General features: G+C 69.2%; 15 protein-coding genes and 1 pseudogene. 4 read left to right on the top strand and 12 right to left on the bottom strand.

Annotation, left to right across the window (positions count from 1 at the left end):
- Positions 1-23: 23 nt before the first annotated feature.
- Together ACIA8L_RS21560 and ACIA8L_RS21555 are read right to left on the bottom strand one after the other, a co-directional pair.
- The gene (locus ACIA8L_RS21560; protein ID WP_395907098.1) at positions 24-830 is read right to left on the bottom strand and encodes a DUF2127 domain-containing protein; all 807 of its coding nucleotides are present in this window, start codon (positions 828-830) and stop codon (positions 24-26) included.
- Positions 831-861: 31 nt separating this feature from the next.
- On the bottom strand, positions 862-1,662 hold the full coding sequence (locus ACIA8L_RS21555) for a phosphatase PAP2 family protein (RefSeq protein WP_395907096.1): 801 nt from the start codon (positions 1,660-1,662) through the stop codon (positions 862-864).
- A 107-nt stretch (positions 1,663-1,769) separates the two neighbouring features.
- On the opposite strand from ACIA8L_RS21555, the gene ACIA8L_RS21550 reads away from it, so the two are divergent.
- Positions 1,770-2,561 carry a maleylpyruvate isomerase family mycothiol-dependent enzyme gene (locus ACIA8L_RS21550; RefSeq protein WP_395907094.1) on the top strand — a complete coding sequence of 264 codons (792 nt, stop codon included), beginning with the start codon at positions 1,770-1,772 and terminating at the stop codon, positions 2,559-2,561.
- Between the two features lie 182 nt (positions 2,562-2,743).
- On the opposite strand, the gene ACIA8L_RS21545 is transcribed toward ACIA8L_RS21550, so the two are convergent.
- A complete protein-coding gene (locus tag ACIA8L_RS21545; protein ID WP_395907092.1) occupies positions 2,744-3,136 on the bottom strand; it encodes a hypothetical protein in 393 nt (130 codons plus the stop codon).
- Between the two features lie 842 nt (positions 3,137-3,978).
- On the bottom strand, positions 3,979-4,242 hold the full coding sequence (locus ACIA8L_RS21540) for a hypothetical protein (RefSeq protein WP_395907090.1): 264 nt from the start codon (positions 4,240-4,242) through the stop codon (positions 3,979-3,981).
- Positions 4,243-4,309: 67 nt separating this feature from the next.
- Here ACIA8L_RS21540 and ACIA8L_RS21535 point away from each other — a divergent pair, with 67 nt between their 5' ends.
- On the top strand, positions 4,310-4,750 hold the full coding sequence (locus tag ACIA8L_RS21535) for a DUF309 domain-containing protein (RefSeq protein WP_395907088.1): 441 nt from the start codon (positions 4,310-4,312) through the stop codon (positions 4,748-4,750).
- 749 nt (positions 4,751-5,499) lie between these two features.
- Here the strand turns inward: ACIA8L_RS21535 and ACIA8L_RS21530 are convergent.
- From ACIA8L_RS21530 to ACIA8L_RS21505, 6 genes and pseudogenes are all read right to left on the bottom strand, one after another.
- Positions 5,500-6,393: an NAD(P)H-binding protein gene (locus tag ACIA8L_RS21530; protein WP_395907086.1), complete on the bottom strand. Its 894-nt coding sequence runs from the start codon at positions 6,391-6,393 to the stop codon at positions 5,500-5,502.
- Positions 6,394-6,402: 9 nt separating this feature from the next.
- Positions 6,403-6,885 carry a GNAT family N-acetyltransferase gene (locus ACIA8L_RS21525; protein WP_395907084.1) on the bottom strand — a complete coding sequence of 161 codons (483 nt, stop codon included), beginning with the start codon at positions 6,883-6,885 and terminating at the stop codon, positions 6,403-6,405.
- A 51-nt stretch (positions 6,886-6,936) separates the two neighbouring features.
- Positions 6,937-7,986, bottom strand: coding sequence for a pectinesterase family protein (locus tag ACIA8L_RS21520; protein WP_395907082.1), 1,050 nt, complete (start codon positions 7,984-7,986; stop codon positions 6,937-6,939).
- 171 nt (positions 7,987-8,157) lie between these two features.
- Positions 8,158-8,490 carry a group II intron maturase-specific domain-containing protein gene (locus ACIA8L_RS21515; RefSeq protein WP_395908052.1) on the bottom strand — a complete coding sequence of 111 codons (333 nt, stop codon included), beginning with the start codon at positions 8,488-8,490 and terminating at the stop codon, positions 8,158-8,160.
- 342 nt (positions 8,491-8,832) lie between these two features.
- Positions 8,833-9,058, bottom strand: a pseudogene (locus tag ACIA8L_RS21510) (transposase); the annotation flags it as partial.
- Positions 9,059-9,294: 236 nt separating this feature from the next.
- Positions 9,295-9,741 carry a response regulator gene (locus ACIA8L_RS21505; RefSeq protein WP_395907080.1) on the bottom strand — a complete coding sequence of 149 codons (447 nt, stop codon included), beginning with the start codon at positions 9,739-9,741 and terminating at the stop codon, positions 9,295-9,297.
- A gap of 256 nt (positions 9,742-9,997) precedes the next feature.
- Between ACIA8L_RS21505 and ACIA8L_RS21500 the strand changes: the two genes are divergently transcribed.
- A complete protein-coding gene (locus tag ACIA8L_RS21500) occupies positions 9,998-10,381 on the top strand; it encodes an STAS domain-containing protein (protein ID WP_395907078.1) in 384 nt (127 codons plus the stop codon).
- 212 nt (positions 10,382-10,593) lie between these two features.
- On the opposite strand, the gene ACIA8L_RS21495 is transcribed toward ACIA8L_RS21500, so the two are convergent.
- Both ACIA8L_RS21495 and ACIA8L_RS21490 read right to left on the bottom strand, forming a co-directional pair.
- Positions 10,594-10,785, bottom strand: a complete 192-nt coding sequence (locus tag ACIA8L_RS21495; RefSeq protein WP_395907076.1) for a hypothetical protein — start codon at positions 10,783-10,785, stop codon at positions 10,594-10,596.
- A gap of 135 nt (positions 10,786-10,920) precedes the next feature.
- Complete coding sequence (locus ACIA8L_RS21490; protein ID WP_395907074.1) at positions 10,921-12,921, bottom strand: DUF4082 domain-containing protein; 2,001 nt, start codon at positions 12,919-12,921, stop codon at positions 10,921-10,923.
- 308 nt (positions 12,922-13,229) lie between these two features.
- Here ACIA8L_RS21490 and ACIA8L_RS21485 point away from each other — a divergent pair, with 308 nt between their 5' ends.
- Positions 13,230-14,657: an ABC transporter substrate-binding protein gene (locus ACIA8L_RS21485; protein ID WP_395907072.1), complete on the top strand. Its 1,428-nt coding sequence runs from the start codon at positions 13,230-13,232 to the stop codon at positions 14,655-14,657.
- Positions 14,658-14,663: the final 6 nt, after the last annotated feature.

Raw genomic sequence — 14,663 nt, 5'->3', positions numbered from 1 at the left:
ACTTTTTGTTTACGAAATTTTCGTCAACGGACACCAGCTGGCGTTTTGGGTACTGTCCGCAGGCCCCGCGGCAGCGTGGGCTCGTTGGCGGCGATCTCGACCTCGAGGAAGCTGGTCTCGTGCCGCTCGGCTTCGTGGGCCGCTTTGCCGCCGCGGAGCCCGAAGAGGCGCTTGGACAGCAGGATGTAGAGCACGGCGATGATGTTGATGATGAGCGCGCCGATGCGGATGACGGTGACCTTCTCGGTCAGCTCGTAGATCTCGATGGGCAGGCCGAGGGAGGTGGCGACGACGGCGAAGTACTCGCCCCAGCGCTTCAGCATCCACAGGCCGACGCCCTCGATGACCTGCAGGGTGCCGTAGAGGGCGAGGCCGGCGGCGACCCAGAGCAGGGTCCGGGACTCGGCCTCGATGACGGTCCGGATGGTGTGGATCATCGCGGAGTCCTCGAACTTCCAGCCGACCTTGTCCATGAACGGCCGCAGCAGCGGCACGTCCTCGTTGAAGGCCTGCTCGACGCCGTTGCGGTGGGTGCGGAAGTGGAAGACGCCGTAGGCGGCGGCGAGGCAGAGGATGCCCTTGATGAACCGTTCGAGGGACAGCAGGCGCAGGATGAGCGCGTCGCGCAGGGCCCGGCCGCGCAGGACGATGGGCGCCCGGTCGGCGGGGCCACGCTGGTGCGGTTCGCCGATGACGAAGTCGCCGCAGCGCAGGCAGCGCCAGGCCGGGCCGACCGGGGTGGGCGTGTGCAGCCGCTCCCGGAACGTGTCCTCGGTGGGGGCGTAGGTCACGTGCCCTTTGCGCGCGCAGGTGCGCAGGTTCCAGTCCACGCGATCTTTGATACCGCATGGGTGCACGTTTTTATGTCGTCTTTGTGCCTTGGGCCGTGCGCTTGTTCGACGCGATGGTCCGCTGGACCTGCAGCGGTACCCGCGGCGACGGATGCTGGTGCCGGCTCGTCATCATGAGCAGGACCCCGACGATGATCCCGGCGATGACGCCGTCGAGCCAGTAGTGGTTGGCGGTGCCGGCGACGACGAGCATGGTCAGGATCGGGTGGGCCAGCCACAGCCAGCGCCACCGGCTGCTGGTGGCGTGGATGAGCCCGGCGGCCATGACGATCGCCCAGCCGACGTGCAGGGACGGCATCGCGGCGTACTGGTTGCTCATCGTGTCGGTCTGCGGCGGCCCGTAGACCGACGGCCCGTAGACGGCCGCGGTGTCGATCATCCCGAGGCCGCTGAGCATCCGCGGCGGGGCGAGCGGGAACGTGAAGTGCACGAGCAGCCCGATCGCGGTGAGCCAGGCGAGGATGCGGCGGAACCGGATGTAGTGTTCGGGCCGGAACCAGTACATGAAGATCAGGAACGCGATCGTGGCGGGGAAGTGCACGACGGCGTAGAACACGTTCGCCGCCCGGACCAGGGCGTCGGCGCTGAGCAGCAGGTGCTGGACGGCGGCCTCGTCCGGCAGGCGCAGCGCGCGCTCGAGGCTCCAGACGAGCCGGGCGTCGTCGAAGGCCGCGCTGACCCGCCCGTCGACCGCCAGGCGGCCCGCCTTGTAGGCCAGGAACAGACCCAGGACCAGCAGCAATTCGGTCCAGGCCCGGGGCCTTAAACGCGTGGTGGGTTCGTGTTCACCAACGTAGGCCCCCGTGTTCATCATGTGAAGCTACCCGATGTTGCGGTTCGCGCAAGATTTCTGATTCGTCGGTACCGTGTTGTGTGTCACGACTTTCGTTGACGCTTCAATTTTTTGAGGGAGTTGCATTGAGCACTCGGGCAGATCAGGCGATCGCCGCCCTGCGCAAGGGCCACGACGACCTGTCGGCGCTCGTCGCCGGCCTGACGGCGGAGCAGCTGACCGGCCCGTCCGCGGCCGACGAGTGGGACGTGTCGCAGGTCGTCAGCCACCTGGGCAGCGGCGCCGAGATCAACCTGGAGGTCGTGCAGGCCTCGCTCGAGGGCCGCCCCGCCCCCGAGTTCGAGTTCAACAAGGGCGTGTGGGCCCGCTGGGACGGCATGACCCCGCAGGAGCGCCAGGCCGCGTTCCCGGTCGCCAACCAGCGCCTGGTCGAGGCCTACGAGGCGCTCACCCCCGCGCAGCGGGAGACGCAGAAGATCGACGTCGGCTGGATGCCGGAGCCCGTCGACGTGGGCACCTCCGCGCTGCTGCGCCTGACCGAGTTCGGCTACCACGACTGGGACGTGCGCGCCGCCCTCGACCCGGCCGCCGAGCTCGCCCCGGAGGCCGCGGCCCAGATCGCCGACCGCGTGGAGGGCCTGTTCGGCTGGATCGCCAAGCCGGCCAACCTCGACGGCCGCACCGCGAACCTGCTCGTGCGCCTCACCGACACCGGCGAGACGCTCGGCCTCAACCTGACCGACCCGGTGACCCTGGGCGCGGCCCCGGCGACGCCCGACGGCGAGCTGGTGCTGACGCTGGAGGCGTGGCTGCGGCTGGCGGCGGGCCGGCTCAAGCCCGCCTACACTCCGGCGTCGGTCCAGATCGCGGGCCCGATCAGCCTGGACGATTTGCGCGCGGTCTTCCCCGGCTACTGAGCCTTTCCGCCGCGCCGGCCTTTCCGCCGCGCCGGTCTTTCGGTTTTTCGCCTTGGCCGCTCGAGCTCTTTCGTCACCGGGCTCGAGCGGCGGTCAGGTCGACGCCGATGCGCGGCAACGCTAGTTTTGTGAGGCGGGCCGGGCTCTCCTGGCCCGCCTCGTGCAGTCCAGTTCCTCGGTCGCTATTTCTTGGTGGACTGCAGGCAGAGAACGTCGCCCTTCTTGCCCGACTCGCCCTGCCAGAACGTATTGGTGCTGTCCGGCCACTGATCACACACGGACGTGAACGGGCTGGTGGCCTCGGTCTGCTCCTTGTCAGCAACCTTCCCGAGCACCTTGTAGTCAGCGTCCGCGCTGTCACACTTGACGATCTTCAGCTTGTCGTCGCCAGGATTGTGCAGGCAGTCGCCGACGTTCGCGTTCGTCGCCGCGTCGCGGTTGAAGAACCACGCGAGGCCGAGCAGCACCCCGAGCAGCACAACCAGCGAGAGCAGAATCGTGACCTGCCGCCGCTTGCCACCTTTACCCACCGCCGGCGACGCCCCGGGAATCGGCGACGGCTGCCCCGGCGGCATCGGGGCTTCGGCCGGCGCCCCAGGAACTCCGGCCGATGACGCCAGGTTTCCGCCCGCCGCCCCAGGAACTCCGGCCGATGACGCCGGGCTTCCGGCCGCCGGCCCGGGCACTCCCGACCATGGCGCTGGGTCTCCGGCCGACGGCACAGCCGCTCCCGTCGGTGGCGCCGGATTTCCAGCCGGCGGCGCAGCGGCTCCGGATGGTGGCGCCGGGTTTCCAGCTGGCGGCTGCGGCTCGGCCGGCGGCCCGGGCTGCGCGGGTGTGGTCATGGTTGGAGCCTCCAGGAATCCGGAAGGGTACCGGCTAGGCCTATCGGCTCCTGGTCGCACTTGCACCCAACTGTCCGCATTCCGACTGGCGTTGCCCCGAACGATAATCAACGTTGATTTTCGTCAACATTGACTCAAGCAACATGCACTACGCCCAGCCACGCTCCGGTGTTGATTACGGTGCCGGTTACGGTCAACCCAGCCGGTCCCGGGCGGCAAACGCGGGGTCCACATCAACGGCCGGCGGGATAAACGTCAACGGCCCGGGCCACCAAGTCAGCAGCCCGCGGGGTCCCAATCAACGGCCGGCGGAGTCAACGTCAGCAGCCGCGGTCACCACGTCAGCAGCCCGCAGGGTCCAAGTCATCGGCCGGCGGGTTAACGTCAACGACCCGCGGTCATCAGGTCAGCAGCCCGCGGTCACTGCGTGGATCGGCACCTCGGGCGGTCGGGCCGGACGATGGCGGCGGCCCGGGTCACCATGTGGATCGGCACCTCGGGGGGCGCCGGACGGTGGCGGCGCCCGCGGTCACCGGGCAGCCGCCATGACGGCGTGGACCTGACCGTTCTCGTCAGCGTTCGACCACCCGGCGCAGGGAGTAGGTCACCGCGTGGAGCCGGTGCGGCTGGCCGATGATCATCGCGGCGCGGTCGTAGGCCTGCCAGCCCTCCGCCCCCGCGCGGTTGAGGTGCCGCAGGTCGTTGAAGCGCTCATCGGTGCCCCAGCGCTGCACGCCTCCCGGGTGGTGGAAGACCGCGTCCCAGTCCTCGAACTTGTCCGTGCCCAGCGTGCCGGCCGCACGGTACTCCAGTCGCGCATATTCCCATTGCGTCACGCGATCCATCATGCCTGACATCGAGCGACCCCACCGTCACGGATAACCATGAATTACGCTGGGCGACGTGGAGCAGGACCGGGATCGCGACGCGCAGGGCCGAGCCCGCAACGCCCGCCCCCGCGACGAACTCGGCCGCCCGCTGCCGCACGGCACCCCCGGCATACCGACCATGCCCGACGACCTCGACCTCACCCCGGCCGAAGCCCTGCACCAGGCTCAGCACCTGCTCGACACCGGCCGCCCGTTCCACGCCCACGAGGTCCTCGAAGCCGCCTGGAAGACCGCCCCCGACGACGAACGCGAACTCTGGCGCGGCCTCGCCCAACTCGCCGTCGGCCTGACCCACGCGAAACGCGGCAACCCCGACGGCGCCACCCGCCTCCTCAACCGCGCCGCCCTGCGGATCGCGGCCTACGCCGACGCCCCACCCCACGGCATCGACGTCCACGGCCTGGTCGCCTTCGTGCACGCCGGTGCAGCGGGCACACCCCGCCTGCGCTCCTGACCTCATGCCGGCCGCCGCGCGATTATGCGCACACCGAGACGGCGGCGCCGGGCCGAGCGCCGCCGACGTCGGCGCGGACGTCGAGGTCGCGCACTCCGGGCGCACCGGGCAAGATTCGTGATTTTCGTCAACGTTGATTGCGGACGTTGATTTTCGTACGTGCCGGCAGAGTCAACACACCCGCTTGCGATCGCGAGCTCCCAACAGACGGCTCGCCTGCTACTCGCGTGGCCGGGGAGAACGCGGCCGACGACAACAGGACGAACGCACCACCCTCATCGCGGGTCGATCCGTACATCGCGACGGGTCCGCTCCGGCATGGAGTCGCGTTGCTCGTTCACAGAGCGGACTGGAACGCGTCGTTACCCCTGCGGCGGCGGAGAGCGGCGGCGGAGCAAGGCGGCAGAGAGCGGCGGCGGAGCAAGGCGGCAGAGAGGCGGCGGTAGAGCGGCGGTAGACAGCGGCGGTTGAGCGCGGCGGCGGCAGGGAGGGGCGGCGGCGGAGAGCACCGATGGCTTGCGGCGGTTGAGCGCGGCGGCGGCAGAGAGCGGCGGCGGTTGAACGCGGCGGCGGCAGAGAGCGGCGGCGGTTGAACGCGGCGGCGGAGAGCGGCGGAGAGCGGCGGAGAAAAACGGCAGGGAAGGGCGGCGGCGGAGAGCGGCGATGGCTTGCGGCGGTTGAGTGCGGCGGCGACTTCGGGAGGCGTCTCGTTGGGCTGCTGCATGGGCGCCGGAGCAGCCTGTGCTCGTTCAGGAAATCGGGGCGTAGAGGTCGCGGCGGGTGTGGACGAATGACTCGATCGTCTCCGGTGGGTGGCCGGTGATCAGCTCCACGTCGCTGGTCAGGCGGTCGTAGCGGTTCTCGCGGTGCAGGCGGGCGGTCGCGGCCACGTGATTCTGGACGTGGGGTGGCAGGCCGGAGCGGGCCAGGACCTGAGCCTCCCAGACGGCCGGGTCCACGTCGACGTAGACGATCTCGCGGGCCAGGGCCCGTGAGTACTCGGCGGCCATCGTCGGCATGTCGACGGTGCGCGGGCCGGTCAGTTCGAACACGAAACCCGTGTACGGGGCCGGGTCCCGCAGGATCGTGGCGGCGACCCGGGCCACGTCGGCCACCGCGACCGGCGACGTGCGGCCCCGGCCGAACGGCAGGACCAGCGCGCCCTCGCGGCGGATCGAGGCGGCGGCGAGGGTGGTGAAGAGCGGGTTATCGAGAAAAACAGTGGGCCTCAGGTGTACTGCCGGCAGCCCCGACCAGTTGAAGACCGCCTCGGCGAGGAAGTGCAGCCGGTGCTGGTCCGACTCTCCGGCGCTGGTCGTGGTCATCTGCGACACCGTCATCTGTGACAGGTCGACCAGGGCGCACAGCCCGCCGCGGTCCCGGGCCACGCTGGCGACCACCGTCGCGGCCAGAAGGTGGTCGCGGGACACCGGCATCGCGAAGCACACCGCGTCGACCCCGTCGAGGGCGGCCGCCACCTGCTCGGGCCGCGTCGGGTCGCCGACGACCAGCTCCGCCCCGCCCGCGTCGAACCACGCGTCGGCCTGCGGCACGAGCCCCCGCACGGCGACGCCGGCGGCCCGCAGCTCGGCCAGCACGGCGCGCCCGACACCGCCGAGGCCGGCGACCAGGACCAGGCTCACGGTCGGGCGCTACCCCTGGCCGGGGTCGGCAAACTCCAGGTCGGCGAGGATCGCGGCTCGGGTCGGGCGGCGGTCGATCTCCATGAAGCGCTGCGGGGCGGCGACGGGGGCGAAGCCGCTGCGGCGGTACACCTCGTGGGCGTCGCGGGTGCCGAGCAGGAACCGGTCGATGCCGGCGGCCGTCAGGTCCGCGACGATGCCGTCGACGAGCCACCCGCCGAGCCCGCGGCCGCGGTGCGGGCGGTCGACGTACACGTCGCAGATCCAGGCGAACGTGGCCCCGTCGGTGACCGCCCGCGCGAACGCCACCGGCACGCCGTCGCCGGTCAGCACCGAGTAGGGCCGCGAACCGTCGATCGAGCGGGACACGAGGTCGAACGCGCGCCCGGCGGCCCAGTAGGAGTCCTCCGACAGCCAGCGATGCACAACCGTCTTGTCGACGTCGGAGGGGTCAGTGCTGAGGCGGTACCCCGGACGAACGCGTTCGTTCACGCACTGACAGTACCGCCGCCGCAGTTTGCTTTGAAAAGAGCCACTTTCGGGTCAGCGGACCGGGTCCCAGCCGTCGGGACCGGCCAGGTAGGCGGCGATCGTGTGGGTGGCGGCCTGCTCCCGGGTCAGTTGCGGGCGGTCGGCCGTGATCGCCGCGCCGGGGCCACGGTTGCAGAACTCCGCGTACCGGGCGTCACGCCACGGCCACGTGCCGAAGTCGGTCCACGGGGCGGGGTTGATGTGCGCGCCCAGGACCGAGTCGCGGATCGTCACCTCGGCGACCGCGTTCGGGTCGTTGCTCGGGTGCCACGGCCGGCCCAGGTACACGGTGCCGGCCGGGGCGTCGCTGGTCAGCTTGCACTCGGTGAGCAGGAAGCCGTGCGGGTTGGACAGGTCGGTGCTGGCCGCGGTGACATACCCGTTGTTCGTCGCCGAGCCGCGGGTCAGCGAGTGGATGCCGCAGCGGTCGAGCACGGCGGTGGCCCGGCCGAAGATGAAGTCGACGTCACCCTCGATGTAACATTTGCGCAGGTACACCCGGCTGATCGTGGTCGCGGCCGGGCTGTTCAGATACAGCGTGTCCTGGTTGGCCAGGAACCGGCAGTTGTCGAACACGATCCGGTCGGCCCGGGTCAGCACGGCGACCGCCTGCCGATTGGTGATCTCGGGGTGGGCGGCCTCGTCGAACGTGTTCGCGAACGTGAGGTTGCGGGCGTAGAAGTCGCTGCCGGAGATCGTCACCGAGGCGCTGCCGGAGGTGCCCCACGGCGTGCCGTCCGGCTTCAGGGTGCCGTTGGCCCGGTCGTCGCTGATCACCACGGCGGTGGGGTCCGGCCCCTGGCCGCGGAAGGTGATGAACGGCTTGTCCGCCGGAATGATGACCTGGCCGTGGTACTGCCCGGGCTGGATCTTCAGCGTGAACGGCCCGGTGTTCCCGGACGGCACCGCGTCGACGCCGGCCTGGATGGTGCTGACGTCGCCGCTGCCGTCGGCGGCAACGGTCAGATACGGCCCCGGCCAGGCAGACGCCGGACGACCCGCCGCGGTCACGCCCGCGACACCGGCCAGAGCCCCCGCGAGCAGCACGGATCTACGTCGCATGCGAGCCACCTCCTAGAGGAATGCGCTTTCCTCGCGCAACCCTAGGGCCGCCAACGAACACGGTCAATGAAAACCTTGTTGCAGTGAGTTGCAGCCGCCCCCCGCCGCCCGCCTTCCGCCCACGCGCACGAACTTCGTTCGCGCGCCAAAACTTAGTTCGCGAGCAGAAACTTAGGTCGAGTAGCCGGGCCGGAGTCTCACCTCCCGGCTCTCACAGAGCTGGGCGTGGCAGTCTCCCGTCACCCAGCTCTTGTCATCTTGTCTGCCAGGGTGTGTGGACCCATGCCCAGTGGGCGAAGAGTCTGGGGTACTGGCTGGTGATGCGTTGCCAGGCCGCCATCGCCTTCGTGTAGGACCGCAGCCGTTTGTATTTCTTGCGGATCCAGCGCACCAGGTAGGCGTTGATGCGCGCGAGGAGAGGACACAGCGCGGGCGGTAAAACGCTCCGTAGTACCGGATCCAGCCGCGAACGATCGGGTTGATCTTCTTTGCGATCTCGCCGATGGTGAGGAGGTTCTGCGGTGCAGCCGCCAGCGGCGGACCTCACCGCTGATCTTCTTGAGGGCGTTGGTGCTGATCGCGGGCAGGAACGAGGTGAACTTCCTGCCGTGCCTGCTCCGCGCCGCGCGGGTGCGGAACGTGAACCCCAGGAAGGTGAACGAGGTGTGCTCGTAGGTGCCCCGTCGGTCGCCGTCCTTGCAGTACACGATCCTTGTTTTGGTCGGGTGCAGTCGCAGCCCGACCTGTTCCATCCTGTCCGCGATCGCCACCCGGTCGCGGTACCGTTCGAACGGGACGGACGGGTATTCCCGGGCCATCCACGCGTCGAACGCGTAGTGCAGGTCGGGCGGATGTTTCGGAACCCGCGCCGGACGCGTGCCGGGGTGAGCCGGCCGGGAAGGGCGGGGCGTTCCCGGGGCCGGCGCATATCAGCGGCCAGGACGCGAGCCAGCCGTAGCTGGGTGTGGCAGGCGACGACCAGCCAGGTCCAGCGGTCGGCGGCGAGTGGGTCGCGGAGTTTCGGCCGGGTCCAGCCGAGGGTTTGCTTGAACAGGCGGAAGGTGTGTTCGAGGACCGCGTGAGCTGGCGGTGGTCAACGTTGACTGCGTGGTGTTGACAATGGTCGACGCGTTCATGGCGTGGTGCTGACTGCGTGAGCTGGCGGTGGTCGACGTTGACTGCGTGGTGTTGACCGCGTGGGCTGACAGGGGTCGACGTTGATTGCGCGGTGTTGACGGTGGTCGACGTTGATTGCGTGGGAGGACGATCGTCGACGTTGACGAAAATCAACGTTGATTGGACGGGTCGTCAACGTGTGGGGAGTTCGCGCTCCACTGAGATTTGGAAGGCCTCGATGCGGCTTACCACGTGCATGAGGCCGGCGAAGTCGACCGGCTTCGGGATGTAGTCGTCGACCTGCAGCGCGTGGCTGCGTAGGAAGTCTTCCTCGACGGTGGAGGAGGTCAGGACCACGACCGGGATGCGCCGCAGGTCCGGGTCGGCGTGGATCGTCTCCAGGACGACGCGGCCGTCTACGCCCGGCAGGTTGAGGTCGAGCAGGATGATGTCGGGGCGGGCGGCGGTCGTGTGTTCGCCGGTGCGGCGTAGCAGGCGCAGGGCCTCCGCGCCGTCGGTGCAGACGGTCAGGCGGTTGCGCAGTTTGTTCTCCGCGAACGCCTCGCGTGTGATGAGCACGTCGCCCGGGTCGTCCTCGACCAGCAGGATCTCGATGGGGACGGCCCGCGCGCTGCTCATCGTGCCCCTTCCGACACAGTTCGCACCACAGTAACGCTTTCCGCAAAGCCGATGCCTTTGGCCGCCGAAAGCCGATACCCGGCCCCGCATCCCCGGGCCCAGGAAGCGTGCGCCCGAGGCCCGCGGCCTCGGCCCGGAAGGCACGCGGCCCGGCCCGCCTCCGCAATCGCGGAAGTCGATGCAACGCGCTGTGTGCGGGCCCGAAAGACTCCGCCCCGGGCCCCGCGGTGGGCTCGGGACCGCTACCGTCAAACGCGTGACGTTCACGGTCGGCACGGCAGGCGGCGGGCACGGTGGTGGCGGCGAGCGGGAAGGCGACGGCGGCGGGCGTGGGGGTGAGCACGGCGTTGTGCGGGCCGAAGGTGAGCTCGACGTCGGCAACGCTCCCGAGCTGCGGGTCGCGGTCAACGCCGCCCTCGACGCGCACCCCACGCTGGTGGTCGACCTGACCGCGGTCACGTTCATGGACTCGGTCTCGCTCGGCGTGCTCATCGGCGCCTACAACCGGGCCCGCGAGGCCGGTGGTGCGTTCGTTGTCGTCTGCACCGACGAGCGGGTCGGGCGCATCTTCCGGATCACGGGGCTGGATCAGGTTTTCACGATTGTCGCCTCACCGGAGGCGGCGGCCGAGGCCCTCTGACGGCCGGAGCCGGCTGACGTCGGCGCCCGGGAGGTGGAGCACCTCGTACTGGCCGCGATGGGCGGTGCTCCACAGCTCGAACCGCAGGACCTCCCACCGATGTGGGCCGAGCGCCACAACCGCCGTGTGCAGGGCGGGAGCGGCGGCCGGGGTGGGCAGGTCGGCGCCCGGTCGTCGAGCGCGTGGCCGTTGCGGCGCGCGCGCCTCGGGGGCTAGGTGTGCCGCAGGATGGCGTCGATCTCGGCGATCTCTTCCTCGGTGTGCCGGCCCAGGATCAGGTCCAGCTCGAGCCGCTCGGCCGGCGTCCGGTAGGCGCCGATCTCCCGGGCGAGCTGGCGGCGGGCGCGACGGGCCTGGATGTGCCCGCTGATTGCAGTGCGCACTCGGCGCGTGGTGGTCTCCATGGGCTCTACTGTATCGATTCAGAAAGATCATCTCAGGCGAATGAGCAGTTCGACCGGAGTGACCGCGCGCACGCACCGGCTGAGCAGCGCAAGGAGCCGCCCGACGTGCGCGAGGTCACCCCCCGGGAAGTGAAATCAGCTGACGACGACGTCCCGGAAGTAGTTCGTGTTGTTGAAAGACGTCGTGGGCATCGCACCGAGCGTCGTGGAGAAGACCCCGCTGCCGGTGTACGTGTGCAGATTCCCGTTGACGATCGGGCTGTCGAACCCGTGCGCCGTGTACGGGTACCAGTTGTCGCCGCTCGTGGAGACCGACACGACGTAATCCGTCCCCGCGGCCAGGCTGTAGGCGGCCGGGAGCGGGAACTCGCGCCAGCCCTGGGTGCCGGCGGTGACGTTCCAGGTGTACGGACCGGCGACGACGGTACCGGTGGCGGCGTTCCAGAGCCGCACCGTGTGGTTGCCGCCCTCGCTCGCCCCGGTGTAGATCCGCACCTTGGTGAGTGAGCCGGCCGCGGTGGAGGAGAACCGGGTGCCGAGCTCGTATCCGCCCGGGTCGCTGAGGAATCCGGCCGGCGTCTGGGTGGTGAGGATGGTGCCGCCGCCGGTACCCCCACCGGTCGACGTGAAGCTGACGTCGGCGAAGTAGTTGCTGTTGCCGAAGCTCCCGGTCGGGAACGTGCCGATCGGGCCGTAGACGCCGTTGGCCCCGTCGGCGACCGCGGTGAGCGGGCCGTTGACCAGCGGGCTGTCGAAGGCGTTGTTGGTCTGGTTGTAGTAGCCGTGGACGCCGACGGTCACGACATAGACGGTGCCGGCCTGGATGGTCACCGGCGGCGACAGGGTCGCCTGCTGCCAGCCGACGTGCGACTCGCCGGTGAAGTTCACGGTCGCGAGCGAGGTGCCGCCGCTGGTCCACAGGTGGCCGGTGTGCGTGCCGGTCTCGCTGAAGCCGCGGTAGTACCGGATGGCGGTGATCTGGCCGTTGGTCGCGGCCTGGAACTTCATGCCCATCTCGTAGGCGGCGCCGCCGTCGGTGACGTTGATCCGGCCGGGGATCTGGGGGCCGAGCACATTGGCGCCGGAGTCGGCCGTCCAAGTGCCGGCGCCAAGATCCAGATGCCAGGTGTTGTACCAGTTCAGCGCCATCGTGTTGCCGGTGAAGGTGAGCGGCAGCCAGGCGTAGGTGGAGGCGCTCAGGTCGCACTTGGCCTGCGGGCAGTCCCAGCGGTCGCCGATCCAGACGTACGTGGTGCCCGCGGTGCCCTGGACCGGCAGGATGTCGAAGGCCTGCGTGTTGTAGGTGACGCTGTTGCCGAGGTTGCCGTCCGGCTGGCTGTTCCAGGGGCCGGCGAGGCTGGTCGCGTGCCGGTAGTGGTTCTGGTTCGCGGCCCAGCCGGAGCAGTACGAATTGGTCAGGAAGTAGGTGCCGTTGTTCTTCACCACGGCCGGCGCCTCCTCGCACTGGCCGCTGGAGAAGTTGGCGACGCGCTGCGCGACCGAGAGGTAGTCGGTGGCGAGCCGGTCGATGCTGACGGAGCTGTTGCCGTCGGAGTACAGGACGTAGGCGGTGCCGTCGGTGTCCTGGAACGAGCCCATGTCGTAGACGCTGGAGGCGTTCGGCGGCCACTCGTCGCGCACGAAGGTGAACGGCCCGGCCGGCGTGGTCGCCGTCATGAAGACGAGGTGGCCGGTCTCGAGCTGGCCGTTGGTGCCGTCGCCGCAGCACTCGCTGAGGACCATCACGTACTTCGCGGTGCCCGCGTTGTAGAGCACCCGCGGGTTGTACGCGACCAGCTTGTTCGACAGCGTCCCGCTGGTGGTGGGGGAGACCGCCAGGCCCTGATAGTGCCAGGTGACGAAGTCGGTGGACGAGTACACGTTGATGCCGCCGAAGGCCGCGAACGGCAGGGCGTTGTTCGTGTCGCGGGGCGCCGAGCCGTACCAGTACCAGGTGCTGCCGAACTTGGTGACGTCGCTGCCGTGGGCCTGCAGCGGGTTGCCGCTGTCGTCGTCGATGCCCGCACCGGCCCGGATCGTCACGACCGGGGCGGCCGACGCCGGTCCGGCGATGAGGACGGCCGGGACGGCTCCGAACAGGCCGGCGACGAGGAGGAGGAGTGCACGGATTTTCATTGAATGAAATCGACTGTCACTCATAGGAAATATGAGCAGCCGATCCTGGGTGCCGTCAAGGGCGTCCGCGCTGTCACTTTCCGTAGTTACGCTCTGACTGATAGGGGATCTTGACGGCATCTGGCGGGCAGTGCTTGCATTGAGTGCAACACGTTTTCACTGGATGAAAATCAGTGCGGGAGTTGCCGATGAGACTTCGTTGGGTTCTCTGTTCAGCCACGCTGCTAGGCCTGGTCGCAACCGCGGGTTGCGGCGCCACATCGGATTCGACGTCGCCGGCCCCGAGCGGGTCGGCGAAGCAGGGCGGCGTGCTGACGATCGGCGCCGCGCAGAGCATCGCCGAGCTGAACCCGGTGACCAAGGCCAACGCCTGGGAACAGGTGCTGTTCAGCCTCATGTGGGACGGCCTGGTGAAGACCGGGCAGGACCAGAAGACGATCGAGCCCGATCTGGCCACGACCTGGACGCCGTCGAGCGACCTGAAGACCTGGACGTTTCAGCTGCGGCCGGGCGTCAAGTTCTCCAACGGCAACGCGCTCAACGCGGCCAGCGTCGTCTCGACGATCAAGTACTACCAGGACCCCAAGACCACCACGCAGCTGAAGAACAACGTGGCGCCCATCGCCGACGTCAAGGCCGACGGCGACACCACGGTCGTGTTCACGCTGTCGGAGCCGAACGCGCTGTTCCCGTCCTCGATCGAGATGGTGAAGATCGTCGACACGGCGGCCATGGGCACCATGGAGAGCCAGCCGGCCGTGACCGGGCCGTTCAAGGTCAAGGAGTTCGTCGCGGACGACCACCTGACCCTGGAGCGCAACCCCGGCTACTTCGGTACCCCGGCCAAGCTCGACGGCATCAAGCTGGTCAAGGCGGCCGACGCCTCCTCCGCGGTCACCGCGCTGCAGTCCGGCGACCTCGACGCGCTGTGGTCGGCGCCGCTGTCGCAGGTGGCGGCGATCTCGGCCAACCCCAACCTGGCGGTCATCAAGCCCTCGGTCATCGGGCAGTACGTCAGCTGGGAGGTCGACACCACGGCGCCGCCGTTCAACAACCCCGTCGCCCGCCAGGCCCTGGCCTACGCGATCGACGCGAAGTCGATCCTCAAGGCGGCCTACTTCGACCAGGGCGTCATCTCGACCACCAACAACCCGCTGACGACCAACAACCCCGACTACGGCGGCACCCTGACCGACTACTCCTACAACCTGGACAAAGCCAAGGAACTGTTCGCGCAGGCCGGCATCACCGCCGGTGCGACGTTCACCTGGTGGGGCGCGTCCAACCAGTATCCGGAGTGGAACACCAGCGCGCAGATCCTCCAGGCGAGCCTGAAGCAGATCGGCATCGACCTGAAGATCCAGAACACCGACATCGCGTCCTGGCCGACCAAGTTTTACCCGGCCGGCAAGTCGTTCCCCGGCCTGATCGTGCCCAACTTCCAGTCCTACACGCCGGCCGCGCCCGACCAGTTCCTGTTCCTGCGCACCGGCCGGTGCGAGTGCAACTGGAACAACACCGCGTTCGACCAGCTCTACACCAAGGCCCTCGCCACCGCCGACCCGGCGGCCCGCAAGGACGTGTGGGGCCAGGTCCAGGCCATGGTGAACAAGGAGGTCCCGATCTACGTGCCGCTGCAGTTCGCGACCGTGACCGCGACCAAGCGCACGGTGGTCGGCCTGTGGGTCGACGGCGGCGGCAACCCGCACCTGGAAAGCGCCGGGTTCGCGGCCTGACGCGGG

The sequence above is a fragment of the Dactylosporangium sp. NPDC051541 genome (assembly GCF_044454505.1).
Classification (GTDB): domain Bacteria; phylum Actinomycetota; class Actinomycetes; order Mycobacteriales; family Micromonosporaceae; genus Dactylosporangium.
This window is presented reverse-complemented; position numbering and strand designations above follow the sequence as displayed.

Bases quoted from the DNA above. Each gene is read 5' to 3' on its own strand.
- ACIA8L_RS21555 (WP_395907096.1), bottom strand. From the start codon at position 1,662: ATGAACACGGGGGCCTACGTTGGTGAACACGAACCCACCACGCGTTTA.
- ACIA8L_RS21545 (WP_395907092.1), bottom strand. From the start codon at position 3,136: ATGCCGCCGGGGCAGCCGTCGCCGATTCCCGGGGCGTCGCCGGCGGTG.
- ACIA8L_RS21520 (WP_395907082.1), bottom strand. From the start codon at position 7,986: ATGCGACGTAGATCCGTGCTGCTCGCGGGGGCTCTGGCCGGTGTCGCG.
- ACIA8L_RS21505 (WP_395907080.1), bottom strand. From the start codon at position 9,741: ATGAGCAGCGCGCGGGCCGTCCCCATCGAGATCCTGCTGGTCGAGGAC.
- ACIA8L_RS21495 (WP_395907076.1), bottom strand. From the start codon at position 10,785: ATGGAGACCACCACGCGCCGAGTGCGCACTGCAATCAGCGGGCACATC.
- ACIA8L_RS21490 (WP_395907074.1), bottom strand. From the start codon at position 12,921: ATGAAAATCCGTGCACTCCTCCTCCTCGTCGCCGGCCTGTTCGGAGCC.